Origin of the sequence: Brevibacterium album DSM 18261 (assembly GCF_000426445.1) — a bacterium.
Classification (GTDB): domain Bacteria; phylum Actinomycetota; class Actinomycetes; order Actinomycetales; family Brevibacteriaceae; genus Brevibacterium; species Brevibacterium album.
The window spans coordinates 1-22,767 of sequence record NZ_AUFJ01000014.1 but is presented as its reverse complement, the minus strand read 5'-3'; the positions used below and the strand labels follow the sequence as shown (position 1 = coordinate 22,767).

General features: G+C 71.7%; 20 protein-coding genes and 1 rRNA gene. 4 read left to right on the top strand and 17 right to left on the bottom strand.

What is annotated here, in order from left to right; translation table 11 throughout:
• Positions 1-30 precede the first annotated feature (30 nt).
• Together purH and purN are read right to left on the bottom strand one after the other, a co-directional pair.
• Complete coding sequence (gene purH, locus K318_RS0111375; protein WP_029089578.1) at positions 31-1,581, bottom strand: bifunctional phosphoribosylaminoimidazolecarboxamide formyltransferase/IMP cyclohydrolase; 1,551 nt, start codon at positions 1,579-1,581, stop codon at positions 31-33.
• Positions 1,582-1,657: 76 nt separating this feature from the next.
• The gene (gene purN / locus K318_RS0111370; protein ID WP_029089577.1) at positions 1,658-2,269 is read right to left on the bottom strand and encodes a phosphoribosylglycinamide formyltransferase; all 612 of its coding nucleotides are present in this window, start codon (positions 2,267-2,269) and stop codon (positions 1,658-1,660) included.
• Positions 2,270-2,451: 182 nt separating this feature from the next.
• Between purN and K318_RS21310 the strand changes: the two genes are divergently transcribed.
• Positions 2,452-2,973: a hypothetical protein gene (locus K318_RS21310; RefSeq protein ID WP_051297911.1), complete on the top strand. Its 522-nt coding sequence runs from the start codon at positions 2,452-2,454 to the stop codon at positions 2,971-2,973.
• A 126-nt stretch (positions 2,974-3,099) separates the two neighbouring features.
• On the opposite strand, the gene K318_RS0111360 is transcribed toward K318_RS21310, so the two are convergent.
• The gene (locus tag K318_RS0111360) at positions 3,100-4,377 is read right to left on the bottom strand and encodes a cell division protein PerM (protein WP_029089576.1); all 1,278 of its coding nucleotides are present in this window, start codon (positions 4,375-4,377) and stop codon (positions 3,100-3,102) included.
• Positions 4,378-4,492: 115 nt separating this feature from the next.
• Between K318_RS0111360 and K318_RS0111355 the strand changes: the two genes are divergently transcribed.
• Entirely contained in the window at positions 4,493-5,707 is a 1,215-nt protein-coding gene (locus K318_RS0111355; protein WP_029089575.1) for a hypothetical protein, read from the top strand.
• A gap of 99 nt (positions 5,708-5,806) precedes the next feature.
• Here K318_RS0111355 and K318_RS21305 read toward each other — a convergent pair whose 3' ends face one another.
• The 10 genes from K318_RS21305 to clpS all read right to left on the bottom strand — a co-directional run bounded on the left by K318_RS21305 (position 5,807) and on the right by clpS (position 16,039).
• A complete protein-coding gene (locus K318_RS21305) occupies positions 5,807-7,351 on the bottom strand; it encodes an amidase family protein (RefSeq protein WP_084500099.1) in 1,545 nt (514 codons plus the stop codon).
• Positions 7,352-7,380: 29 nt separating this feature from the next.
• Positions 7,381-9,129: a dipeptide ABC transporter ATP-binding protein gene (locus K318_RS0111345; RefSeq protein ID WP_029089574.1), complete on the bottom strand. Its 1,749-nt coding sequence runs from the start codon at positions 9,127-9,129 to the stop codon at positions 7,381-7,383.
• The gene (locus K318_RS0111340) at positions 9,126-10,037 is read right to left on the bottom strand and encodes an ABC transporter permease (RefSeq protein WP_035281717.1); all 912 of its coding nucleotides are present in this window, start codon (positions 10,035-10,037) and stop codon (positions 9,126-9,128) included. Before K318_RS0111340 ends, K318_RS0111345 begins: the two co-directional genes overlap by 4 nt.
• Entirely contained in the window at positions 10,034-10,978 is a 945-nt protein-coding gene (locus K318_RS0111335; protein WP_029089572.1) for an ABC transporter permease, read from the bottom strand. Before K318_RS0111335 ends, K318_RS0111340 begins: the two co-directional genes overlap by 4 nt.
• Position 10,979: 1 nt before the next feature.
• Positions 10,980-12,500: an ABC transporter substrate-binding protein gene (locus tag K318_RS0111330; RefSeq protein ID WP_029089571.1), complete on the bottom strand. Its 1,521-nt coding sequence runs from the start codon at positions 12,498-12,500 to the stop codon at positions 10,980-10,982.
• Positions 12,501-12,723: 223 nt separating this feature from the next.
• Entirely contained in the window at positions 12,724-13,374 is a 651-nt protein-coding gene (rdgB, locus tag K318_RS0111325) for an RdgB/HAM1 family non-canonical purine NTP pyrophosphatase (RefSeq protein ID WP_035281715.1), read from the bottom strand.
• Between the two features lie 13 nt (positions 13,375-13,387).
• On the bottom strand, positions 13,388-14,131 hold the full coding sequence (gene rph, locus K318_RS0111320) for a ribonuclease PH (protein WP_029089569.1): 744 nt from the start codon (positions 14,129-14,131) through the stop codon (positions 13,388-13,390).
• On the bottom strand, positions 14,128-15,099 hold the full coding sequence (locus K318_RS21300) for an MBL fold metallo-hydrolase (RefSeq protein WP_342664209.1): 972 nt from the start codon (positions 15,097-15,099) through the stop codon (positions 14,128-14,130). Before K318_RS21300 ends, rph begins: the two co-directional genes overlap by 4 nt.
• Complete coding sequence (locus K318_RS21295; RefSeq protein ID WP_051297910.1) at positions 15,096-15,716, bottom strand: DUF2017 domain-containing protein; 621 nt, start codon at positions 15,714-15,716, stop codon at positions 15,096-15,098. Before K318_RS21295 ends, K318_RS21300 begins: the two co-directional genes overlap by 4 nt.
• On the bottom strand, positions 15,713-16,039 hold the full coding sequence (gene clpS, locus K318_RS24375) for an ATP-dependent Clp protease adapter ClpS (RefSeq protein ID WP_245579889.1): 327 nt from the start codon (positions 16,037-16,039) through the stop codon (positions 15,713-15,715). The genes K318_RS21295 and clpS overlap by 4 nt, the downstream gene beginning before the upstream one ends.
• Positions 16,040-16,149: 110 nt before the next feature.
• Between clpS and K318_RS0111300 the strand changes: the two genes are divergently transcribed.
• Positions 16,150-17,553, top strand: coding sequence for a nicotinate phosphoribosyltransferase (locus K318_RS0111300; RefSeq protein ID WP_029089568.1), 1,404 nt, complete (start codon positions 16,150-16,152; stop codon positions 17,551-17,553).
• 134 nt (positions 17,554-17,687) lie between these two features.
• On the opposite strand, the gene K318_RS0111295 is transcribed toward K318_RS0111300, so the two are convergent.
• Entirely contained in the window at positions 17,688-19,478 is a 1,791-nt protein-coding gene (locus tag K318_RS0111295; protein ID WP_029089567.1) for a DEAD/DEAH box helicase, read from the bottom strand.
• A complete protein-coding gene (locus tag K318_RS0111290) occupies positions 19,479-19,739 on the bottom strand; it encodes a DUF3039 domain-containing protein (RefSeq protein ID WP_029089566.1) in 261 nt (86 codons plus the stop codon). It lies immediately after the preceding gene.
• Between K318_RS0111290 and K318_RS0111285 the strand changes: the two genes are divergently transcribed.
• Positions 19,738-20,415: a flavin reductase family protein gene (locus tag K318_RS0111285; protein WP_156913955.1), complete on the top strand. Its 678-nt coding sequence runs from the start codon at positions 19,738-19,740 to the stop codon at positions 20,413-20,415. The genes K318_RS0111290 and K318_RS0111285 overlap by 2 nt on opposite strands.
• 313 nt (positions 20,416-20,728) lie before the next feature.
• Here the strand turns inward: K318_RS0111285 and gdhA are convergent, their stop codons facing one another.
• Positions 20,729-22,072 carry an NADP-specific glutamate dehydrogenase gene (gene gdhA / locus K318_RS0111280; protein ID WP_029089564.1) on the bottom strand — a complete coding sequence of 448 codons (1,344 nt, stop codon included), beginning with the start codon at positions 22,070-22,072 and terminating at the stop codon, positions 20,729-20,731.
• A gap of 390 nt (positions 22,073-22,462) precedes the next feature.
• Positions 22,463-22,580 (bottom strand): 5S ribosomal RNA (gene rrf, locus K318_RS0111275).
• Positions 22,581-22,767 lie beyond the last annotated feature (187 nt).

The following is a 22,767-nucleotide window of genomic DNA, read 5'->3' as shown; positions in this document are numbered from 1 at the left end:
CGGGCGTGCCGGGGGTGCGCAGCGGGGGAATCAGTGGAAGAAATGGCGCGATCCCGTGAAGTACATCGTCACCCCGGCCGCCTTCGCCGCCTCGACGACCTCCTCGTCGCGGATGGAGCCGCCGGGCTGCACGATCGCCTTCACGCCGGCGTCGAAGAGCACCTGCGGGCCGTCGGCGAAGGGGAAGAAGGCGTCCGAGGCGCACACGGAGCCCTGCGCACGCTCGTCCCCTGCGCGTTCGACGGCGAGCCGGGCGGAGTCCACCCGGTTCACCTGGCCCATGCCCACGCCCACGGCGGCGCCGTCCTTCGCCAGCAGGATGGCGTTGGACTTCACCGCGCGGCAGGCGCGCCACGCGAACTCGAGGTCCGCGAGGGTCTCGGCGTCCGCGGCCTCGCCGGCGGCGAGCGTCCAGTTCGCCGGATCGTCGCCGGACGCCTGGAGCAGATCGCGCTCCTGGACGAGGAAGCCTCCGGAGATCGGCTTGATCTCGGCGGCCTCCCGGCGCACCTCGCCCAGCTCGAGGAGGCGCAGGTTCTTCTTCTCGCGCAGCACCTCGAGGGCCTCGGGCGCGAAGGACGGCGCGGCGAGGACCTCGGTGAAGATGGGCTTGACGGACTCCGCCATCGCGAGGGTCACCTCGCGGTTCGCCGCGATCACGCCGCCGTATGCGGAGACGGGATCGGTCGCGTGCGCGCGCTCGTGGGCCTGCGCGATGTCCGCGCCCACCGCGATCCCGCAGGGGTTCGCGTGCTTGATGATCGCGACCGCCGGGTCTGCGAAATCGTATGCCGCGCGGATCGCGGCGTCGATGTCCTGGTAGTTGTTGTAGGACATCTCCTTGCCACCCAGCTGGACCGCGTTCGCCGCGCCCCCGGCGCCCGGCAGCGCGTGCACGGCCGCGGCCTGGTGCGGGTTCTCGCCGTAGCGCAGATCCGCGGACTTGGCGCCGGCGAGGCCCGCGAAGCCGGGCATCTCGCCCTCGTCCGCGGTCTGCTCCGCGAGCCACGAGGCGACGGCGACGTCATAGGCGGCGGTGTGCGCGAAGGCCGCGGCAGCGAGCTCGGTGCGCCGGGTCAGGTCGAAGCCGGCCCCCGCCGCGACCTCGGCGACCTCGGCGTACACTCCGGGATCCGTGACGACGGCGACGCTGGGGTGGTTCTTCGCGGCGGCGCGGACCATCGAGGGACCGCCGATGTCGATCTGCTCCACGCACTCGTCGTAGCCCGCGCCGGAGGCGACGGTCTGGGTGAACGGGTAGAGGTTGACGACCACGAGGTCGAAGGCCTCGACGCCCAGCTCCTCGAGCTGTGCGAGGTGCTCGGGCTTCCGCGAGTCCGCGAGGATGCCCGCGTGCACGCGGGGGTGCAGGGTCTTCACGCGGCCCTCGAGGCACTCCGGGAAGCCGGTGAGCTCCTCGACCGGGGTCACGGGCACACCGGCCTCGGCGATCCGGGCGGCGGTCGAACCGGTGGAGACGATCGAGACGCCTGCGGCGTGGAGGCCGCGCGCCAGGTCCTCCAGTCCGGTCTTGTCGTAGACGCTGATGAGGGCGCGGCGGATGGGGCGGGCTGACGTCACGGTGTTCTGTCCTCCTGGAACTCGCGGGATCGCGGGCGGACCCGCCGGACGCTGACCTGCCCGGCGGGAGGGTCTGTCAGGGTGCCGGGGTCCATCCCGTCACGCGGCGGCCGTCCACGTCCAGGGAGCCGCCGGCCAGGTGGCGCAGCAGCTCGACGAGCCGGGTCCGCTCGATCGCGCGGATGCGCTCGTGGAGGGCGTCCTCGTCCTCGCCCTCGCGGATCGACACCGGGAACTGGGCGATGATGGGGCCGGTGTCCGTGCCCGCATCCACCAGATGGATCGTGGTGCCCGTGACCTTCACGCCGTGGGCGAGCGCATCGCGGACGCCGTGCGCGCCGGGGAAGGACGGGAGCAGCGCGGGGTGGGTGTTGATGATCCGGCCGGCGAAGCGGCCCACGAACCCCTCCCCCAGGATGCGCATGAACCCGGCGGAGACGACCCAGTCGGGCTCGTGGGCGGCGACCGCAGCGGTGAGCGCGGAGTTCCAGGCGTCCCGGTCCGCGTGATCGGCGGGGGCGACGGAGAACGTCTCCACCCCGGCGGCCCGCGCGCGTTCGAGCACGCCGGCCTGCGGCCTGTCGGAGCCCACTGCGGCGATGTCCACGCCGGCATCGGTGTGGACGAAGGCGTCGAGGACGGCTTGGGTGAGGGTTCCGGATCCGGAGGCGAGGAGGACGCAGCGCACGGGCCCAGTCTAGTACGGGAGAGGCCGAGGCGGGCGCGGGCCGAGACGCCGGCGGGTGCGGGCCGGAGCGCGGGCGGGCGCGGGCCACGGTGCGGACGGGCGCGGGCCAAGGCGCGGGCGGACACCAGCAGCGGGGCGGGTGCCGGCCCCGGGGGCGCCCCGAGGTATGGGAGACTGAGGCGGTGAGCACTCCGAACAGGACCGACGACGCGCAGGACACGAACCTCTCGGCAGGCGAGGGCGGTGCAGGCGGCTCGAACTCCCCCGGGGAGCCGGGAGGTCAGGAGCCCGAGGGCCCCACCGCCCCGCAGAAGCGTGCGGTGAAGCTGGGACTCATCCTCACCCTCCTGCTCGCCGGCGCCGTCCTCACCTCGCTGCTGCCCCTGCCCTTCGTCATCGTCTCCGGTGCCCTGGCCCTGGCTGCGATCGTCTGCGCGGTCATGAGCATCGTCGCCGGCGTGCGGGCGGGACAGGCGCCGCAGGCCCTCGTCACGGGGATCATCGGCCTCCTCATCGCCGGCTATGTGCTCATCTCCGCCGTCGCGACGGCGGCCATCTGGCCCATCCGCCAGGAGTTCGAGGAGTGCATCGCCCACGCGATCACGGAGCAGGCCCAGGCCACGTGCCAGAGCGAGTACGGCACAGGCGTCGCGGACTGGTTCGAGAGCGTCACCGGCCAGCCGCTGCCCGCGTCCCTGAGCTGAGCGCCCTCGTCCCGGCCAACCCTTCCCTCCTCCCCTCCCTCCCAATCCACGGGTGAGCGGTTCCTGTCGGTTTCAGCGTCGAGAACCGACCGGAACCGCTCACTCGGCAGATAGAGAGGAGAGAGCTCAGCTCTCCCGGCGGTCCGCGAGCAGGCGCAGCCCCCATCCCGCTGTTGCGCCGAGCGCCGTCGCGCCCGTGATCAGCAGCGTCGCGGTGCCCACGGGCGCACCGAAGCGGCTGAGCCCGTCGGGACCGATCGCGCCGGTGCAGAAGAGTGCGAGGACCGCGGTCACCGCCGCCATGAGGCACACGTGCACGAGCACGGTCCGCCAGTCCAGCCGCTCGGCCCAGGCGCGCCGGCCGATCGCCGCTCCCAGCCCCGTCAGCACGAGCGCGATGACGAGGAAGCCGCTCCAAGCCGGGGGCTGCGCGGGCACGACCGCGAGGACGGGCACAGCGGGCACGGGTCCCTCGAAGCCGGCGCCCGGCGAGGCCAGGACCGTCGCCGACATCCAGACGCCCGCGCCCGAGGCCCAGGACAGCACGAGCAGCAGGATCGTCGGGCCGAAGAGCGCCTGCACCGCGGCGAGGCCCACCGCCGCGGCGACGGGGTCCGAGTAGGCGGCCAGGGCCTCGGCGACGGACTGCCGGCCCAGCACCAGCGCCGCGGCCAGCAGCACGAGGGCGAGCACCGCCAGCCCCGCCCAGGTGCGGCCGGTCAGCCGCAGCCCGTCCTCGACCGCCTCGCCCCACTGCTCGCCGAGGCGCGGCTGCACCCATGTGCGCAGGGTCTCCGCCCAGCCCGCGCTCTCACGGTCCCCCGCCGCACGGGTCGCGCTCCGGGACCCCCGCCTGCGTGCGGCTCTGCGTGCGGCTCTCCTGTCGGACCGGCCTGCGGTGAGGAAGGCGAGTGCGAACGCGGCGGCGAGGACCAGGAGGAAGCGCGCCGTGCCGAGCGGACCGGCAGTCCCCGGTCCCACCAGCAGACCGGCCAGCAGGAGCCAGACGGCACTCGTGAGCACGACGGCCCCCGTGCCGAGGGCCCGGGCGTGCTCGACCTCCGGGATCCGCCCGGAACGGACGAGTGCGGCATTCACCGCGAGCGCCCGGCGTGTGCGGCCGAAGGCCTGGGCGAGGACGAGGACGAGGGCTGCGGTGAGCAGTGTGGGAGGCAGCGTCGTCGCGGATTCCATCGCCCAGCCGCTCGCCGCGCCGATGAGGCCTCCGGCCCAGACCGGGATCACCGAGATGGGCTGCTGCTGTGCGATGGCGACGAACCATGCGGCGGCGGCACAGAGGAAGCTCGCGCCCGCGACGAGGACGAGGGCGCGCACGCTTTCGAGCACACCGATCGCAATGGGGTGGCGGCTGGCGGAGGGGGAAGGGTTCGGAGCCTGAGACATCGTGCCCAATCATCCCTCTCCCTGCCTCTTCCCGCGCGCTCGACACACCCGCATTCACGCCCAGGTGGTAGCTTGACCTCGTGCATGTCCCCGTCGTGAAGGTGAGCGTCAGACGATGAGCTCGCAAGGCCCGATCCCGCCCAAGCCGCCGCACTCCCCCGGCTCCCAGCCCGCAGGCGACGTCCCGCGCCCTGCTCCGGCACCGGGGTACGCTGGCTCGGGCCCGGCCTTCGCAGGCGCCCCCGGCGCTCCGCAGGAGGGCCCGCACCCCTCGGCTCCGGGGCACCAGGGGCGCCCCCGCGAGCGCGGCAGGAAGCGCCGGCTGCCCCTCATCCTCTCGCTGTGCGCGATCGGCGTGGTCCTCGTCCTCGTCGCTGTGGGCATCATCACCGTGATGAACGTCAACAGGACCCAGTACGGTCCCGACGTCATCGCGCAGGAGTACCTCGACGCCGTCGCCGCCGGCGATCTGGAGGCTGCCCAGGACATCGTCGAGGCCACCGTCCCCAACGGCGCCGACACCTCCCTGCTCACCCCGGAGATCACCGCGGCCGCCGCTGCGGGCATCGAGGCGCCCCAGATCGCGGAGGTGCACGTGGACGGCGACCGGGCAGAGCTCACCGCGACCTATTCGATCGACGGACAGGCCTACGAGATGGCCCTCACCGCCCAGAAGGCGGGCCGGACCGGGATCTTCTTCGACGAATGGGCGCTGGACCCGCCTGTGCTCCCGACCCTCTCCCTCGACCTCGTCCAGACCGACGGCGTGAGCGTCAACGACGTCCCCGTCACCCTCCAGTCGGGCAGCACCGAGTACGCCGTCATGCCCGGCACCTACAGTGCTGCAGTGGAGGAGACGAAGTACACGGAAGCGGCGCAGGCGGACATCTCCCTCGGCTTCGCCGCCGATCCGGAGCCGCAGCCCGCGGCTCTGGACGTCAGCATCCACACGACGGACGAGTACGCGAAGGACGTCCAGACCGCCGTGGAGAAGAAGCTCGAGGAGTGCGTCGACTCGGAGAAGCTGGAGACGGCGTGCGGCTTCTTCGACCGCGACGCCTTCGCCTCCGAGGACGAGAAGGAGCAGTTCGACACGCTCAAGACGGAGGGCGTCGACTACGACCTCGCGGAGATGCCGACGATCACGGTGTCCTCCCTCGCCCTGACCTCGACCGGCTCGTTCTTCACCGAGGAGGACAATCGCGGCAGGGTCGAGGCCGTCGTGGAGGCCGAGAACGGCGACAAGTACCAGCTCGAGGCGGATCTCGGACCCTCGGGCACCGCGCGGATCGAGGACGACGCCGTCGTCATCGACTTCATCATGAACTGAGGCGCGCGAGGCGTCCTGAGGAGCAGGCGGGCCGGATCTTCCGGCCCGCCTGTTCCTGGCCCGGAATCTGCCCCGGGCCCGACGATTCAGCCCGCCGGCTCAGCCCAGCAGCCGCTCCAGCTCCTCTGCCAGGCTCAGCACGCCGGCGTCGTCGAAGCGTCGTCCGGCCACCTGGATGCCCACGCGGCGGCCGTCGGCGCAGGCGCCGGCGTCCACCGTCGCGGCCGGCTGCTCGGACATGTTGTAGGGCACCGTGAAGCCGATGTGCGTCATCGGCAGGTCCGGATCGCCGAAGGGCATGGGATCCTCCGCGGGAAAGGCCCGCATGGGCGCCACGGGCGAGAGGACGAAGTCGTAGCCGATCGTCGCGGCCACCGTCACCTGCCGCATGCGCTGGATCGAGTGGTAGCAGCGCATGAGCTCGACGGCGGAGACATCCGCGCCCCGCTGGCACCACCGTGCCACATGGGGCAGGATCCGACGCTGGTCGTCGGCGCTCAGCAGGCGGAAGTCCGCCCACGAGCGCACCCGCCAGAAGCGGTCCACGTCCGCGAGCAGCGCAGGCTCCATGAAGGGCGGGATCTCCACCACCTCGGCGCCCGCCTCGGCCAGCAGGGCGGCCGCGGCGGCCGTCGCCTCGGCGACCTCCGGCTCCGTCTCCGTCCCGCAGCCGGCCTCCGTGTGCCAGGCGATGCGCAGGCCCGCGAGCGGCGCCGAACGGTCCCCCGCTGCGGGACGGTCCACTGCCACGCGGCGATCCCCCGCTGCAGCGAGCCTCGCCGAGGCCCCGGACAGCGGCCGTGAGTAGTCGCCGTCATAGGGCGGCAGCTCGGAGAAGTCGCGGGGATCGGGACGGCCGATCACCTGCATGGCCGCCCGGACATCGGCGATGCGGCGGGCCAGCGGTCCGGCGCAGCGGCCCAGATAGGGTGCGTCCAGCGGGACCCGGCCGAAGCTGGGCTTGAGGGTCGCGAGTCCCAGCCAGGTGCCCGGGAGGCGGATCGAGCCGCCGATGTCCGTGCCGATGTGGACGGGTCCGTACCCGGCTGCGGCCGCCGCGCCCGCCCCGGAGGACGAGCCCCCTGTCGTGAGCGAGGGGTCGAGGGGCGAGCGCGTGATGCCGTGGCGGGAGGACACCCCGGAGGAGAGCATGCCCCAGTCGGGCATGACCGTGGAGGAGTAGATCACTGCACCGGAGCCGCGCAGGCGCGCGACGATGGGCGCATCGGCCCCGGCGACGGGCGGGGTTCCTGCGGCGTGGCCCGAGGGCACCGCGACGCCCTCACGTGCGATGTTCTCCTTCACCGTGACGGGCACGCCGTCGAGAGGGCCCAAGGGCCTCCCCTCGGCGTAGCGCCGGGTCGCCGCGGCCGCCTCCGCCCAGGCCTGCGAGCCGGGTGCGAGGTCGCTCGCCCACAGGGCGTTGATCGTCGGTTCGAGGGCGTCGACGCGGCGCTGCACGGAGGACAGCGCCTCCTCGGGCGTGAGCGCGCCCTCCGCGAACGCCCGCGTGAGCTCGGCGACGCTCAGATCTGCGGGCTCGGCGCCTCCGGTTCCCGGCCCGGGCAGCGAGGGCGCGCCGGCGGGTGAGCCGGCACCTGTCGAAGGAGCTGCGGCGTCGCTGCCGCCCGTGTGCGAATGCATGGGTCACCGTCCGTTCCTGTCGTGTGCGGCTACTGCGCCGCGAGCGCTCCTGCGAGCGTGGGGGTCGCCGCGACGAGCGCGCGCGTGTACTCCTGCTGCGGCCGGTCGTAGACCGCCTCCACAGTGCCCGCCTCCACCAGCTCCCCGCCGCGCATGACGACGACTTCGTCGCACAGATGCCGGACCACTCCGAGGTCGTGGGAGACGAACACGAGGGTGAGCCCGTACTCGTCGACGAGGTCGGAGAGCAGATTGAGCACCTGCGCGCGGACCGAGACGTCGAGCGCGGAGACGGGCTCGTCGGCGACGAGGATCCGGGGACGGCAGATGAGTGCGCGCGCGATCGAGATCCGCTGCCGCTGACCGCCGGAGAACTGGTGGGGATAGCGGAAGAGAGCGTCACGGTCGAGCCCCACCGCCTCGACCACCTCGGCCGCTCGCCTGCGGCGCTCCGCGGAACCCGCGCCCAGGGAGCGCAGCGGTTCGGCGACGATCTCCTCGGTCGTCATGCGCGGGTCGAGAGAGGCGAAGGGATCCTGGAACACCACCTGGAGGTCCTGCCGCATCGCGGCGAGGCCGGCCGCGTCGTGCGGGTCAACGAGGACGTCGCCCACCCGCACCGTGCCCGCGCTCGCGGGGATCAGCCCGGCGAGGATCGAGAGCAGGGTCGTCTTGCCGGAGCCGGACTCCCCCACCACGCCCAGCCGTCCGCCGGGCATCACCGAGACGTCGATGCCTGCCAGCGCCCGCACCTCGTGCCGGCGGAAGAGACCGCCGCGGCGCACATACGTCTTCTCCAGGCCCCGGATCTCGATGAGGGGCCGTGCGTCCTCGCCGGCATCTGAAGGCCTCGCTTCCGTGGGCGCCGCCTCCCCGGACTCCGCCGCCCGAGGCGCCGCCTCCGCCTGCTCCGGTGTTCCCGGTCCGCGGTACTCGGCCGCGGTCCGGATCGTGAAGAGGCGGCCCCGGGCATCCGTGGCGGTGAGGTCGCTGGCCGCGAGCAGGCCCCGCGTGTACGCATGCTGCGGGCGGGTGAAGATCTGCTCGACCGTCCCGGACTCGACCACGCGTCCCGCGTGCATGACGAGCACGCGCTCACACACCCGCGCGACGACCGCGAGGTCGTGCGTGATGAACAGCAGGCCCGTGCCGCGCGCGGCGATCTGCTCGTCGATGAGGTCGAGCACCGCCGCCTGCACCGTGACGTCGAGCGCCGTCGTGGGCTCATCGCAGATGAGGAGGTCGGGCGAGTTGGCCAGCGCCGCCGCGAGCATGACCCGCTGCCGCTGTCCGCCGGAGAGCTGGTGCGGATACGCTCGCGCGGCCTGTGCGGGGTCCGGCAGGTGCACCTGGTCGAGCAGCTCCACCGCACGGGCTGTCGCCTGCCTGCCGCGGGCGGTGCCGTGCAGGGTCATGGTCTCGGCGACCTGGTCCCCCACGCGCATGAGGGGGTTGAGGGCGCTCATGGGCTCCTGGAACACCATGCCCATGCGCCGGCCCCGCAGGCGTGCGAGCGCGCGCTCATCGAGGTCGAGCAGGTTCCCGCCCTCTCCCGCGAGCTCCACGCGCCCGGCGGCGGAGAGCTCGGAGGCGAGCAGGCCCATGACCGCCGAGGCCGTGAGCGATTTGCCCGAGCCCGATTCGCCGATGAGCCCCACCCGCTCGCCGGCCCCGATCGCGAAGGAGAGCGGTTCGACGAGCGTGCGCGCACGCGTGCCGATCGTGAGGCCCTCGACGGTGAGCAGGGGCGTGCCTGCCTGCGGATCGGTGCGTCTCATTCGCGCCCCCTCAGCGTCGGATCCAGACGGTCCCGCAGCCCGTCGCCCAGCAGGTTGAAGCCCAGCACCGCGACCGCGATGAACACGCCGGGGAAGATCGCGAGCTCCGGGGCCGTGCCCAGGTACTGCTGGGACTCCTGGAGCATGCGCCCCCACGAGGGGGTGGGCGGCTGCGTGCCCAGCCCCAGGAAGGACAGCCCCGCCTCGGCGAGCACGGACAGCGCGAAGGCCACGGAGGCCTGCACGACGACGAGCCCGCCGATGTTGGGCAGCACATGGGTCACCGCGATCGCCCACGGGGAGCGGTTGGCCGTCCGCGCTGCCGCGATGAACTCGCGGCTCATGATCTGCAGCGTCCCCGAGCGCGCCACCCGGGCGAAGGCCGGGATCGCGGCGATGCCGAGCGCGCACATGGCAGGCACCGTGCCGGGGCCGAACACCGCGGAGAACACGATCGCGAGCAGCAGCGCGGGGAAGGCCAGGAGCACATCGCTGCCGCGCATGACGAGGCCCGACAGCCAGCGGATCCGCGTCATGCCCGCGAGCACTCCCAGCGGCACGCCGACCACGAGCGCGATGACCACCGCGATGAGTCCCACGAGCAGGGTGATGCGCGCGCCCATCATGATCCAGGTGAGCGTGTCCCGGCCGTAGCGGTCCGTGCCGAAGGGATGCGCCGCGCTCACCCCCTGCAGCCGGGCGGCGGGATCCGGCGCGGCGTAGTCGTACGGCGTCCACACGAAGGAGACGAGCGCGAGCACCACCACGAGCCCCACGAGCACGGCGCCCGTGACGAGGGTGAGGTCGGCCCTCCGGGAGCGCCGGGAGGCCGTCGGCGAGGCCGGCCCCGGCGCAGCGGGTGCGACCGGGTCCGGCAGCGCCTCGACGGCGGATCGCGGCGCGCTCATGAGCGGCTCCTCACGCGAGGGTCGAGCACGGTGTACAGGAGGTCGATGACGAGGTTGAGCACGAGCACCATGAGCACGAGCACCATGACGATGCCCTGCACCGTGAGCAGGTCGCGGTTCTGCACCGCGCGGATGAGCTCGGAGCCGATCCCGGGCAGGACGAACACCTGCTCGATGACGACCGCACCCACCAGGAGGGTTGCGAGCTGCACCCCGGCCACCGTGATGACGGGGATCGCGGCATTGCGGAGGCCGTGCACGGCGAGTGCGCCGGCAGCGGTGCGTCCCTTGGCCCGCGCCGTGCGCAGATAGTCCTCGCGCAGCACCTCGAGCACGGCCGAACGCACATAGCGGGTGAGGATCGCCGCCTGCACGAGCGCGAGCGCCAGCACCGGGAGGACGAGGTGGGAGAGGAACCCGCCGAAGCCCTCGATGGGGGCCTGCCAGCCGGAGGAGGGGAACCAGCCCAGGCCCAGCGAGAAGACCATGACGAGGAGGATCGCCGCGAGGAAGTTCGGCACCGCGACCCCCACCTGGCTCAGCCCGGAGAGCACCGCGCCCGCGGCTCTGCCCCGCAGCAGGGCAGCTGTGCTGCCCACCGGCACCGCGATGAGCAGCGCCACCGCCATCGAGGCGAGGACGAGGATGAGCGTCACCTGGACGCTGTCGGCGATGAGCGGGCTGATGGGCACGTGCGTGACGTACGAAGTGCCGAAATCACCGCGCAGCATGCCGCCGACCCAGTCGAGGTACTGCACCGGCAGCGGCCGGTCGAGGCCGAACTCGGCCTCGATCCGGGCCACGTCCTCAGGCGTCGCCTGCAGGCCCGCCGCGACCTGGGCGGCGTTGCCCGGGAGCACCTGCATGAGCGCGAAGACGACGACGGTGGCCGCCCACACGGTCAGCAGGAACTGCAGGAGCCTGCTCAGGAGTGCGCTCACCTCAGCCCTCGGACCAGCCCAGTCCGGAGATGGCGAAGGCGTCCGAGACGGCGTTCTCCGGCAGTCCGGTGACGGCGGCATCGGCGACGATGAGGTTGGGGAAGAGGAACAGGAAGCCCGCCGCGGCGTCCTCCGTGATCGTGCGCGCGACCTCCTTCATCCCCTCGACGTACTCCTCCTCGCTGCCCTGATCGGCGGCGAGCGCGGTGTCGGCGATCCGGCTGGTGTCATAGCCGGTGTAGTAGCCCTCGCCGAACACCGTGAGGAGGTCACGGGCCTCGGCGTGGTTGACGACGCTCATGTCGTAGTCCTTCTCCGTCATCGTCTGCTCGATCCAGACGGCGGGGAACTCCTGGGTCTCGATCTCCGCGTTCAGCCCGATCTCGCCCAGCTGGGCCGCGACGATCTCCGCCGAGGCCTGCGCATAGGGCAGGGAGGGGACGGTGAAGGAGATGCTCTCTCCCTCGACGCCGGCCTCGGCGATGAGTTCCTTCGCCCGCTCCACATCCGTGGGCCACACGTCCGTGAGGTCCTCGTAGTAGGGGTCCGTGGGCGGGACCATGCCGCCGATGAGCGTGCCCTTGCCGCCCCACGCGGTGTCGAGCACGGCCTGCTCGTCGATGCCGTGGAGGACGGCCTCGCGCACCCGCTGGTCGGAGAAGACGCCCTCGGCGTTGTTCATCGAGAGCAGCACCTCGCCGTTCGTGGTGCCCTCGATGACCTGCTTGGTGTCATCGGCCTCGAACTCGGCGGTGAGCTCGGGGGCCTGAAGGCTGCCGATGACGTCCACCTGCCCGGACTTGAGCGCGTTCGCGGCGGCGACGGCGTCGCCGAAGTAGCGGAATGTCACCTCGTCGAGGGTGCCCGGCGCGGCACCGGCGTAGTCGTCGCGCTTGGCGAAGACGATCTCCTGGCCGCGGGTGAACTTCTCGACGGTGTAGGGACCGCTGCCCACCGCCTCGTTCGCGAGATCGCCCACCCCGTCCGGGGAGAACACCGCGCCGACGAGCGAGGCGAGCTCGAACAGCCAGCCGTTCGAGGGGCGCTCGAGGGTGATCTCGACGGTGTGCTCGTCCGGGGTCTCGATTGTCTCGATGATGTCCATCTTGGCGCTGAGCGCGTTCGTCCAGTCATCCGAGACCACGCGCTCGTAGGAGAACTTCACGTCCTCGGCCGTGACCGGATCGCCGGTGGAGAAGGTCGCGTTCTCGTCGAGCAGGAAGGTGTAGGTGAGGCGGTCGTCGCTGAGCTCCCAGGACTTCGCGAGCGCGGGCTGGACCTCGCCGCTCTGGTCGATGCGCACGAGCGATTCGTAGACGTTCTCCATGAGCGCCTGCGGGATCGCCGCACCCGAGGTCGTGGTGAAGTCGAGGTTGGTGGGCTCGGCCGTATGGGCGATGACGATGTCGGTGCGCGTCTCGCCCCCACCGGAGCCGCCGGTGCTTCCGCTGCCGGCGCTGCAGCCGGCGGCCAGCAGCCCGACAGCTGCCAGTGCTGCGGTGAGGAGGATCGGACGGGACATGCTTCTCCTGCGGTTGCACCGTCCCGGCAGGCGGGACGGACTCGAATGTGGGGCGGGCCACAGTTTAACGGAAGCCTGACCCGGAGCCCGTGCGGTCCGGAGTCCGGACCGCACGGGAGCGCTCCGCTCCGGCCGTCCCCGGCCCGGGCCGGGGACGGCCGGGGGCAGAGCCCACCCGGGAGGCTGCGCCCCACGGGGCACGGCGCGCAATGCGCAGCCGCCCTCAGCCGCGTACGGCGCGCCGGAGCTCGGCGGCGAGCTCCCGGAAGGCGAGCGCCCGGTGCGAGACCCGGTTCTTCTCCTCGGGGTCGAGCTCGGCGGCCGTGCGCTCGCCGCCCGCGGGCAGGAACAGGGGGTCGTAGCCGAACCCGTTCTCCCCGCGGGGCGCGGACAGGAGGGTGCCTGCGAAGCGGCCGTGGCACACGAGCTCGGAACCGTCCGGGTGCACGAAGGCCGCGGCGCACACGAACGCCGCACCCCTGTGCTCCTCGCGCACATCGGCGAGCTGGGCCAGCAGCAGCGCGTTGTTCGCGGCGTCGTCGCCGTGGGTCCCGGACCAGCGCGCGGAGAAGATCCCCGGCGCTCCCCCGAGCACGTCGACCGCGAGCCCGGAGTCGTCGGCGAGTGCGGGGAGACCGGTGAGCCGGGCTGCCGCACGCGCCTTGAGCAGGGCGTTCTCCGCGAAGGTGATGCCGTCCTCGACGACATCGGGCAGGTCGAGCTCGGCGGCCGAGCGCACCCGCACCGTCCCGGGCAGCGTCGCGGTGAGGAGAGCCTCGAGCTCGACGCGCTTGCCCTCGTTGCGGGTGGCGAGGACGACCTCCGTGAGCGGCGGGAGGGAGAGCGGCTGCCCTGACGGGGACTGCTCCGGCATGATCGATCCTCCCTCAGGCACGGCGGGGCTCGGCCAGTGCCGTCCGCTGGAGCTCGGCGAGCTGCGCGCAGCCGTGCTGGGCGAGGTCGAGGAGGCTGCCGAGCTCGGCGCGGTCGAAGGGCTGCCCCTCCGCCGTGCCCTGGACCTCGACGAAGGCGCCCGAGCCCGTCATGACGACGTTCATGTCCGTCTCCGCCTGTGAGTCCTCCTCGTACGGGAGGTCGAGCACGGGAACGCCGTTCACGATGCCCACGCTGATCGCCGCGACCGAATCCTTCAGCGGGTCCACCGCCGCCGGGATCCATCCGCGCCGGCGGCCGGTGTCGATCGCATCGGCCAGCGCGACGTAGGCCCCCGTGATCGCGGCGGTCCGGGTGCCGCCGTCGGCCTGCAGGACGTCGCAGTCGAGCTGGAGGGTGTTCTCCCCCAGCTTGGCCATGTCCACGACGGCGCGGAGGCTGCGGCCCACGAGGCGCGAGATCTCGTGCGTGCGGCCGCCCACCTTCCCCTTGACGGACTCGCGCGAGGAGCGGGTGTGCGTGGCCCGGGGCAGCATGGCGTACTCGCCGGTGACCCACCCCTTGCCCGAGCCCTTCATCCAGCGGGGCACGCCCTCGCTCAGCGAGGCCGCGCACAGCACGCGCGTGCGGCCGAACTCCACGAGGACGCTGCCCTCGGCGTGGTCGAGCCAGTCGCGCGTGATGCGGACCTCGCGGAGCTGGTCGGGGGTGCGTCCGTCGAAGCGGGTCGTCGTCATCGGGGTCCTCTCTGTCGGTGGTGCTGCATCTGTCGGTGGTGCTGCGGGGCCGGCTCGTCGGTCAGGCCGGCCCGACCGGGCTGCCGGTCCGCCTGTCCCGGAGCCTCGACGGGCACCGCCGTGGTCGCCTCGGCGCCGTGCGCGTTCACGGTCCAGCTCCGCCCCGGCCGCGCGATCTCGACGGGGCCGGGGAAGACGCCTCTCGCCTCGGCGGCGACCGTCTCCTCACCGGTCCAGGGCGGGATGTGGGTGAGCACGAGCGTCCCGGCCCCGGCCTCGGCCGCGGTCTCGCCGGCGCGCAGGCCCGTGAGGTGCACCCCGCGCACGGTGTCGCGGCCCTCCTGGTACGCGGCCTCGCACAGGAAGAGATCCGCTCCCCGCGCGGCCTCCACCAGACCGGGGCAGGCGTCCGAATCGCCCGAATAGGCGAGCACCTCCCCCTCGGCCCCGGTGAGGCGCAGGGCGTAGCACTCGACGGGATGTTCCACGAGAAACGGCTCGAATCGCACGCCGCCCACCGAGAACCCCTGCCCCTCGCGCATCTCGTGGAACGCGAAGGCCCCGGTGAGGTCCGTGGGATGGGCCTCGGCGGCGCGCGGGCTGCGTCCGGGGTCGGTGTGGTAGGCCGCGGTCAGGCGCGCCTCGGCACCCTCCGGGGCCCAGACGTCGAGGGGCGGACGGACCGCGCCGCTCTCCTCCTGCGCCGCGAGCGCCCACGGGGAGTAGCGCCGGTGCACGTATAGCCCGGCGATGTCGAAGCAGTGGTCCGGGTGCAGGTGCGAGAGCACGACGGCATCGAGCGCATCCGGGTCGATATGGGCCTGCAGGGGCCCCAGCGCGCCCGAGCCCAGGTCGAGGAGCACGGCGCGGCTCCGCTCCCCCTCCTCCCATTCCACGAGGTAGCAGCTGGCGGCCGAGGCCGGTCCGGCGAACGAGCCCGAGGTCCCCACCGCGGTCAGCCGCATCATGCGCGGTCTCCGTCCCCGCCGTCATCGGGCAGTCCCAGCGCCGCGAACTCCGTGAGGTGCTCCTGCAACCAGGAGGTCAGCTCGTAGAGGCTGATGACGGCCTCGACGGCATCGCCGTGCTCCTCCGTCCCGGAGAGGATCCGCTCCGCGTCCTCCTCGTCCGTGATCTCGAGCCGCGAGGCCAGGACGAGGCGCACATCCGTGAGCACCCGCATCCAGGCCAGCGCCGTGTCCCGGTCGAGCTCTGCCGTCCGCGCGCCCGAGGCGGGCCTGACCTCCGCGGTCCGCAGCGATTCGAGCACCACCCGGATCCGGTGGAGCTTGTCCTCCCTGAGATCCGTCTCCGTGAGCCGACGGAACTCCGCCGAACGCTCCGGATCGGAGGAGTCGACATCGGGCAGGAGCCGCAGGAGCGCGGGATCCTCGGGACGCGTGACGTGCTGGTCGGGATCGAGGTGCCCCACCAGGCGCTCGAAGGGGTCCGCCGGCGGATCCGGCATGTCCTGTGAGAGGAGCTGGGACACATCGGTGAGCAGTGCGAGGAGGATGCGGTGCTCACCGCTCTCCATCTCCAGGCCGAGCGTGCCGGAGGAGATCCGGTCGGTGAGGATCCTCATCGGCGCCCCCCGCCGTCCGCGCCGTCGCCGGGACCGTCCGGGGCGCCTTCGGGACCGCCCCAGCCCGAGGCGTCCTCGGCCGGCCTGCACTCGGCCCAGAGCCCGTAGCCGTGCATGGCCTGCACATCGGTCTCCATCTGCTCGCGCGAGCCCGTCGAGACACGGCTGCGACCCTGCTCGTGGACCTCCAGCATGAGCCGATGCGCCTTCGCACGGCTGTAGCGGAAGTACTCGCGGAAGACGAACTCCACATAGCTCATGAGGTTCACGGGATCGTTGAGCACGATCGTCGTCCACGGCAGGTCCTTGGCCGGGGCCGGCACCGGGTCGGTCCGGGGCTCGGCGACAGCTGTCGCTCCCTCTTGCTCAGTCACGTGCTCCACTCTACGGGCAACACGGGAGAGGGGGACCCCGGTGTTCTAGGATCTGGCCTATGAGCGTTCTCACGGCCGGCCCGCACACCTCTGCGCTGCTCACGGACATGTACGAACTCACGATGCTGCAGGCCTCCCTGCAGTCCGGCACAGCGCACCGCCGGAGCATCTTCGAGGTGTTCGGCAGGAGGCTGCCCGCCGGCCGCCGGTACGGCGTCGTGGCGGGCACGGGGCGCGTGCTCGAGCTGCTGGAGGACTTCCGCTTCGCAGACGAGCAGCTCCACTTCCTCGCTAAGCGCCGGGTCGTCGGCTCCGCGGCGCTCGACTACCTGCGCGAATACAGGTTCACGGGCACCATCCGCGGCTATGCCGAGGGTGAGGTCTACTTCCCCGGGTCCCCGCTCATGACGGTCGAGGGGACGTTCGCCGATGCGGTCGTCCTCGAGACGATGATCCTCTCCGTCCTCAACCACGACACCGCGGTGGCCTCGGCCGCCTCGCGGATGGCGAATGCGGCGGGCGGACGGCCGCTCGCGGAGATGGGTTCGCGCCGCACCCACGAGATCGCGGCTGTGGCTGCGGCACGCGCCGCCGCCGTCGCGGGATTCAGCGCCACCTCCAATCTGGAGGCCGGCATGGCGTACGGCATCCCCACCCTGGGCACGAGCGCGCACTCCTTCACCCTCGTCCACGACACGGAGCGCGAGGCCTTCGAGGCGCAGGTGGCCTCGCTGGGCCGGGACACCACGCTGCTGCTGGACACCTATGACGTGGACGCGGCGCTGCGGACCGCGATCGAGGTCGCGGGCACCGGTCTGGGCGGTGTGCGCATCGACTCAGGCGATCTGGGGATCCAGGCGGCCGAGGTCAGGGCCAAGCTCGACGAGCTGGGCGCCGTCGAGACCACCATCACGGTCACGAGCGATCTCGACGAGTACGCGATCGCCGCGCTCGCCGCCGCCCCCGTCGACTCCTACGGCGTGGGCACGCGCGTGGTGACCGGCTCGGGCCATCCCACCGCGAACCTCGTCTACAAGCTCGTCGCCCGGGCGGGCGGGTCGGGGCCCGGGGCGGACGGAACCGAAGCGGGCGGCGCCGAGGCCGATGGAACCGTGGCCGGCGGCACCGAGGGCGCGGGCGAGCCGGAATGGGTTGCCGTCGCGAAGACCGCCTCCGCGAAGTCCAGCCGCGGCGGACGCAAGCAGGCCCTCCGCGTCCTCGACTCGGGGATCGCGACGGAGGAGGCGATCGGCATCCCGCAGCTGCCCGCCGAGCTCGCCGACGGTCGCGAGCTCCTCGTCGACCTCGTGCGCAACGGCGAGATCGACGACGCCTTCACCGGCGCGGAGGGGGTGCGGCGCGCACAGGAGCGGCACGCAGCCTCCATCGCGGAGCTGCCGCGCACGGCCCGCCGCCTCCAGGACGGCGAGCCGGCGATCCCCACGGTCTTCTATGAGGGCTGAGACTGCCCGCCTGCCGCGAGGGCTGAGCGCTCAGCGGGACGACTGAGTGCTCAGCCCCTCCGCGGCCGCCTTCCCGGCCGGGGCCGTCCGCGTCCGGCTGTGCGCCTACGCGAGCGCTCGGACGCGGCCGGCCCTCAGCCGCGTCCGATGAACCAGGACTCGAGCTTCGTGATCCGGTCGCGGACCTGCTGCGGAGTGGCCTCGGCGACAGCGGGCCCGCCGCAGGCCTTCCGGAGGTCCACGTGCACGGTGCTGTGCGGTTTGCCGGTCCGCCGGGACCATGCGCCCACGAGGCTCTGCAGCCGGTTCCGGTCCTCCTTGAGCGCGCGGTGCTCGAACTCGTCCGTCGCCGCAGTGGGAGCCGGGGCCTCGACCACCTCGCGCGAGCGCCGGGTCTGCTGCTCGGCCTGGTGCTTGCGCAGCAGCGCGGAGACCTGGTCCGGTTCGAGGAGCCCGGGGATGCCGATGAAGTCCATCTCGTCCTCGGAGCCGACGGCGCCGCCCGCACCGAACTCGCCGCCGTCGAAGAGCACCTTGTCGAAGCTCGCCTGTGAGTCCAGCGCCTCGAACGAGCCGAGGAGGTCGGCACTCGCGCTCTCGGACCGGTTGGCACGCTCGAGCTCGTCGTCGTCGAACGTGATGAGGCCGTCGTCGTCCGGGTCCGGCTTGCGGTCGAGCGCGTGGTCACGCTGCATCTCCAAGGAGTTCGCGAGCGCCATGAGGACGGGCACGCTCGGCAGGAAGACCGAGGCGGTCTCACCACGCTTGCGGGCGCGGACGAAGCGTCCGATCGCCTGTGCGAAGAACAGCGGGGTCGAGGATGAGGTCGCGTAGACGCCCACCGCCAGCCGGGGCACGTCGACGCCCTCGGAGACCATGCGGACGGCCACCATCCACCGCCGGGTGGACTGCTGGAACTCCTCGATGCGCTGGCTCGCTCCCTCCTCGTCGGAGAGGACGACCGTCACCGGCTCGCCGGCGATCTCCCGGAGCCGGCTCGCATAGGCGCGCGCGGTGGTCTGGTCCGTGGCGATCACGAGGCCGCCGGCATCCGGCACGGTGCGGCGCACCTCGGTGAGCCGCTTGTCTGCCGCGCTGAGCACGGCGGGGATCCACTCCCCGTCCGGGTTGAGCGCCGTGCGCCAGGCCTGGGAGTGGATGTCCTTCGTCGCCTCGGCGCCCAGGACGGCGGACATCTCGTCTCCGGCCTTGGTCCGCCAGCGCATCTCTCCGGCGTAGGCGAGGAACAGGACCGGCCGCACCACCCCGTCCGAGAGTGCATCGGCATAGCCGTACGTGTAGTCGGCCTTGGAGGTGCGGATGCCTTCGGCGTCCTCCTCGTACGTGACGAAGGGGATGGGCGAGGTGTCCGAGCGGAAGGGCGTGCCGGTGAGGGCCAGCCGCCTCCGCGCGGGCTCGAAGGCCTCGCGCACGCCGTCGCCCCAGGAGAGGGCGTCGCCGGCGTGGTGGACCTCGTCGAGGATCACGAGGGTCCGCGCGGCCTCCGTGCGGTTGCGGTGCAGGGCGGGTTTGGCCGCCACCTGCGCATAGGTGAGCGCGACCCCGTGGAAGCCCGGGGCGTGACGGCCCTGGGCGTTCCGGAAGTGCGGATCGAGCTTGATGCCCACGCGGGCGGCGGCGTCGGCCCACTGCACTTTGAGGTGCTCGGTGGGGGCGACGACGGTCACCCGGTCGACGATGCGCCGGGCGAGCAGCTCGGCCGCCAGCCGGAGGGCGAAGGTCGTCTTGCCCGCGCCCGGGGTCGCGACGGCGAGGAAGTCACGCGGGGACTGCGAGAAATAGCGTTCGAGCGCCTCCGCCTGCCATGCGCGCAGCTTTCCGGCCGTGCCCCATGCGGCACGCTCGGGGAAGGCCGGCGGCAGCTGCTCGGCGGCATGTGTGCCGGGAACACGCTGTGCCCTCATTTACTCCTGCGGTCCTTCGGGCATCGTCTCGAAGATCTCCCGGCACCTGGGGCACACGGGGAAGCGCTCGGGGTCACGCGAGGGGATCCAGACCTTGCCGCAGAGCGCCACGATCGGGGTGCCGTTGATCATGGCCTCCATGATCTTGTCCTTGGGCGCGTAGTGGGAGAAGCGCTCGTGGTCACCGGGCTCGACGAGCTGTTCCTGTTCGAGGCGGTCGAGGGTCGCGGACCCTCCGCCGGCGGGATAGGTTTCAGACATGGCACCCATTCTAGGACCGCGCGAGGAGCCTCGTCGTGCAGCGGGACCGCAGATCGCTCACACCCCGCTTGCCGGACCGTCGCGTTCCCAGGCCGGCGGCGGTGCGGGCGCGGGCGACGAGGCCGTGTCCTCCCTCGGGACGGGGACCGCAGCCTCTCTACGGATCGCGGCGCAGGCGGACGACCCGGCGTTCGCGGAGGAGTACCGGCGCCTCGCCGGTCACATGCCGCGGCCGGTCGCAGTCCTCGGAGTGAACCGGCGCGGCCTGCGCCATGCGATCACCGTCGACTCCTTCCTCGACGTGTCCTACGATCCGCCCACCATGGCCGTCAGCGTGTACGGCGGCTCGCGCATGGCCGAATCGCTCGCCTCCGTCGGGGCCTTCTCCCTCAGCATCCTCACCGCGGAGCAGAAGGGCACGGCGCAGTGGCTGGGCGAGCCCGGACAGCCGCTCCGCGGGCCGCTCGACACCGTGGCGACGTTCGAGGCACCCTCGGGTGCGCCTGTCGTCTCGGACTGTGCGGCATGGTTCGATCTCGCGATCGCGGAGCGCTTCGAAGCCGCCACGCACGACCTCGTGATCGGCACGGTGACAGCGCTGGGGCCGGTGGCCGCCCCGCCGCGCGCTCCGCTCGTGCGATGGGACGACGGGTACCACAGCCCCGTCCGCCGGTGACGCCGCTTCACGCTGCCGGACCCTCCGCCACCCCACCCCACCGCACCGCCGCAGCAACAGCTCGCCTCCGCTTCTCAGCATCGGACCTCCGGAACCCGCCGCTCCAGCGCCGCGTTCCGGAGGAGGATGACGAAGGAGGCGCCCCGCACCGGCGGGACGCCTCCTCCTGGACCTGTACAGCATCTGCGAGCACGCTCAGCCGAAGCCTGAACTCACGCTCCAGCTGCGCTCAGACGACGGTTGTGCTCTCACAGCGGCTCGGACCGCACCGCAGCTGCGTTCGGCCGATGGCGCACATACTCGACGCCGGGCCTCAGACGACGCCCTGGGCCACCATCGCGCGGGCCACACGCTGGAAGCCCGCGATGTTGGCACCGGTCACGTAGTCACCGGGCGAGCCGAACTCCGCCGCCGCCTGCGCGCACGCGGCGTGGATGCCCGTCATGATCTCGTCGAGCTTCGCATCCGTGCGCTTGAAGCTCCACGAATCGCGGGAGGCGTTCTGCTGCATCTCCAGCGCGGAGGTGGCGACACCGCCCGCGTTGGCGGCCTTCCCTGGCCCGAACTGGACCCCGGCCTCGCTGAAGACCTTGATCGCACCCGGGGTGCACGGCATGTTCGCACCCTCCGCCACGGCGAGCACGCCGTTGGAGACGAGGGTCTTCGCCCCCTCTTCGTCGAGCTCGTTCTGGGTCGCGCAGGGCAGCGCGATGTCGACGGGCAGGTTCCACACGCTGCCGGCCGCATGGTAGGTCGCCGAGGAGCGCTCGTCCGCATAGGCGGAGATCCGCTCCCCGCGGGTGAACTTGATCTCGGTGAGGAGGTCGATGTCGAGGCCGTCCATGTCGTGGACGTAGCCCTGCGAGTCCGAGGCGGCCACGACCGTCGCGCCCAGCTCCTGCGCCTTGATCGCGGCGTGGATGGCCACGTTCCCCGATCCGGAGACGCTCACGGTCTTGCCGCTGAGGTCGAGGTCGCGGGCCGCGAGCATCTCCCGGACGAAGTACACGAGGCCGAACCCCGTCGCCTCCGTGCGCACCATCGAACCGCCGTAGTCGAGCCCCTTGCCGGTCAGCACACCGGCCTCATAGCGGTTGGTGATCCGCTTGTACTGCCCGAACATGTAGCCGACCTCCCGGCCGCCCACGCCGATGTCGCCCGCGGGGACGTCGGTGTGCTCGCCCAGGTGACGGTACATCTCCGTCATGAAGGACTGGCAGAAGCGCATGATCTCGTTGTCGCTCTTGCCCTTGGGGTCGAAGTCCGAGCCTCCCTTGCCGCCGCCGATCGGCATGCCGGTGAGGGCGTTCTTGAAGATCTGCTCGAAGCCGAGGAACTTCACGATCCCCAGGTAGACGGTGGGGTGGAACCGCAGTCCGCCCTTATAGGGGCCCAGCGCGGAGTTGTACTCGACGCGGAAGGCCCGGTTGATCTGCACGCGGCCGGCATCGTCGACCCACGGCACACGGAAGATGATCTGACGCTCGGGTTCGCACAGGCGCTCGATGACGCCGGTGTCCACCAGCTCGGGGTGACGTTCCGCGACTGCGCCGAGGCTCTGGAACACTTCGTGCACGGCCTGGTGGAACTCGGACTCCCCAGGGTTCCTGTGCAGAACCGTTTCGTAAATGGGCACAAGTGCGGGATGAAGTGACATGCTCGGCAGTGTATATCCCACGATCCTCCGGCTCGCCACGGCAATCGGATTCTGAGACGCGAGCTGAACACATCCCGGATGCCGCGACCACTCATCTGCCACAGGGGCGCGCAGCGTCCGACTGCACAATCACGGATGGTGCACTGAGAATTGCCCAACGGTCGCGCATCTACCGAAAAGCGAATTCGCTTCTGTTCGTGAATGCGGTTCGAAGCCCTCACGACTCGGCGAATAAGAGAATGCTCCTCAGGAACGGGCCTGCCGGCGGAGGCAGTTCGAGGTCCTCACGACCACCACCCTGGCCACCAGGGCAGGGGGTTGCGTCTGGTGAATAGGGAAAGGCCCCAACCCCCACACAAGGGGATCAGGGCCTCTCAACCATACAAAACATTGCGGCAGTGACTTACTCTCCCACACCCCCTAGGGTGCAGTACCATCAGCGCTGGCAGGCTTAGCTAACCGGGTTCGGAAAGGATCCGGGCGTTTCCCCACCGCTATAACCACCGCAAAACCACAACCACACACAATCCCCACACCCACAACCATAAAGGAAAGGGAGAAGATCATACCGTGTGGCAGGAAACCAAAAACAAGTCTACCAACAATGGACGCGAACACACAAACCAGCAATCACCAGTCATCATCGTGTTTACTCGTGTTACCCGACCCACACCACCACAAAAACAATGTGTGTG

What these genes read in the sequence shown, in the direction of transcription:
- K318_RS0111340 (WP_035281717.1), bottom strand. Translation starts at nt 10,037, where the DNA reads ATGAGCGCGCCGCGATCCGCCGTCGAGGCGCTGCCGGACCCGGTCGCA.
- K318_RS0111330 (WP_029089571.1), bottom strand. Translation starts at nt 12,500, where the DNA reads ATGTCCCGTCCGATCCTCCTCACCGCAGCACTGGCAGCTGTCGGGCTG.
- K318_RS0111360 (WP_029089576.1), bottom strand. Translation starts at nt 4,377, where the DNA reads ATGTCTCAGGCTCCGAACCCTTCCCCCTCCGCCAGCCGCCACCCCATT.
- K318_RS0111295 (WP_029089567.1), bottom strand. Translation starts at nt 19,478, where the DNA reads ATGAGGGCACAGCGTGTTCCCGGCACACATGCCGCCGAGCAGCTGCCG.
- K318_RS21295 (WP_051297910.1), bottom strand. Translation starts at nt 15,716, where the DNA reads ATGAGGATCCTCACCGACCGGATCTCCTCCGGCACGCTCGGCCTGGAG.
- gdhA (WP_029089564.1), bottom strand. Translation starts at nt 22,072, where the DNA reads ATGTCACTTCATCCCGCACTTGTGCCCATTTACGAAACGGTTCTGCAC.
- rph (WP_029089569.1), bottom strand. Translation starts at nt 14,131, where the DNA reads ATGACGACGACCCGCTTCGACGGACGCACCCCCGACCAGCTCCGCGAG.
- K318_RS0111355 (WP_029089575.1), top strand. Translation starts at nt 4,493, where the DNA reads ATGAGCTCGCAAGGCCCGATCCCGCCCAAGCCGCCGCACTCCCCCGGC.
- K318_RS0111290 (WP_029089566.1), bottom strand. Translation starts at nt 19,739, where the DNA reads ATGTCTGAAACCTATCCCGCCGGCGGAGGGTCCGCGACCCTCGACCGC.
- K318_RS0111285 (WP_156913955.1), top strand. Translation starts at nt 19,738, where the DNA reads ATGGCACCCATTCTAGGACCGCGCGAGGAGCCTCGTCGTGCAGCGGGA.
- rdgB (WP_035281715.1), bottom strand. Translation starts at nt 13,374, where the DNA reads ATGCCGGAGCAGTCCCCGTCAGGGCAGCCGCTCTCCCTCCCGCCGCTC.
- K318_RS21305 (WP_084500099.1), bottom strand. Translation starts at nt 7,351, where the DNA reads ATGCATTCGCACACGGGCGGCAGCGACGCCGCAGCTCCTTCGACAGGT.
- K318_RS0111300 (WP_029089568.1), top strand. Translation starts at nt 16,150, where the DNA reads ATGAGCGTTCTCACGGCCGGCCCGCACACCTCTGCGCTGCTCACGGAC.
- K318_RS21300 (WP_342664209.1), bottom strand. Translation starts at nt 15,099, where the DNA reads ATGATGCGGCTGACCGCGGTGGGGACCTCGGGCTCGTTCGCCGGACCG.
- K318_RS0111345 (WP_029089574.1), bottom strand. Translation starts at nt 9,129, where the DNA reads ATGAGACGCACCGATCCGCAGGCAGGCACGCCCCTGCTCACCGTCGAG.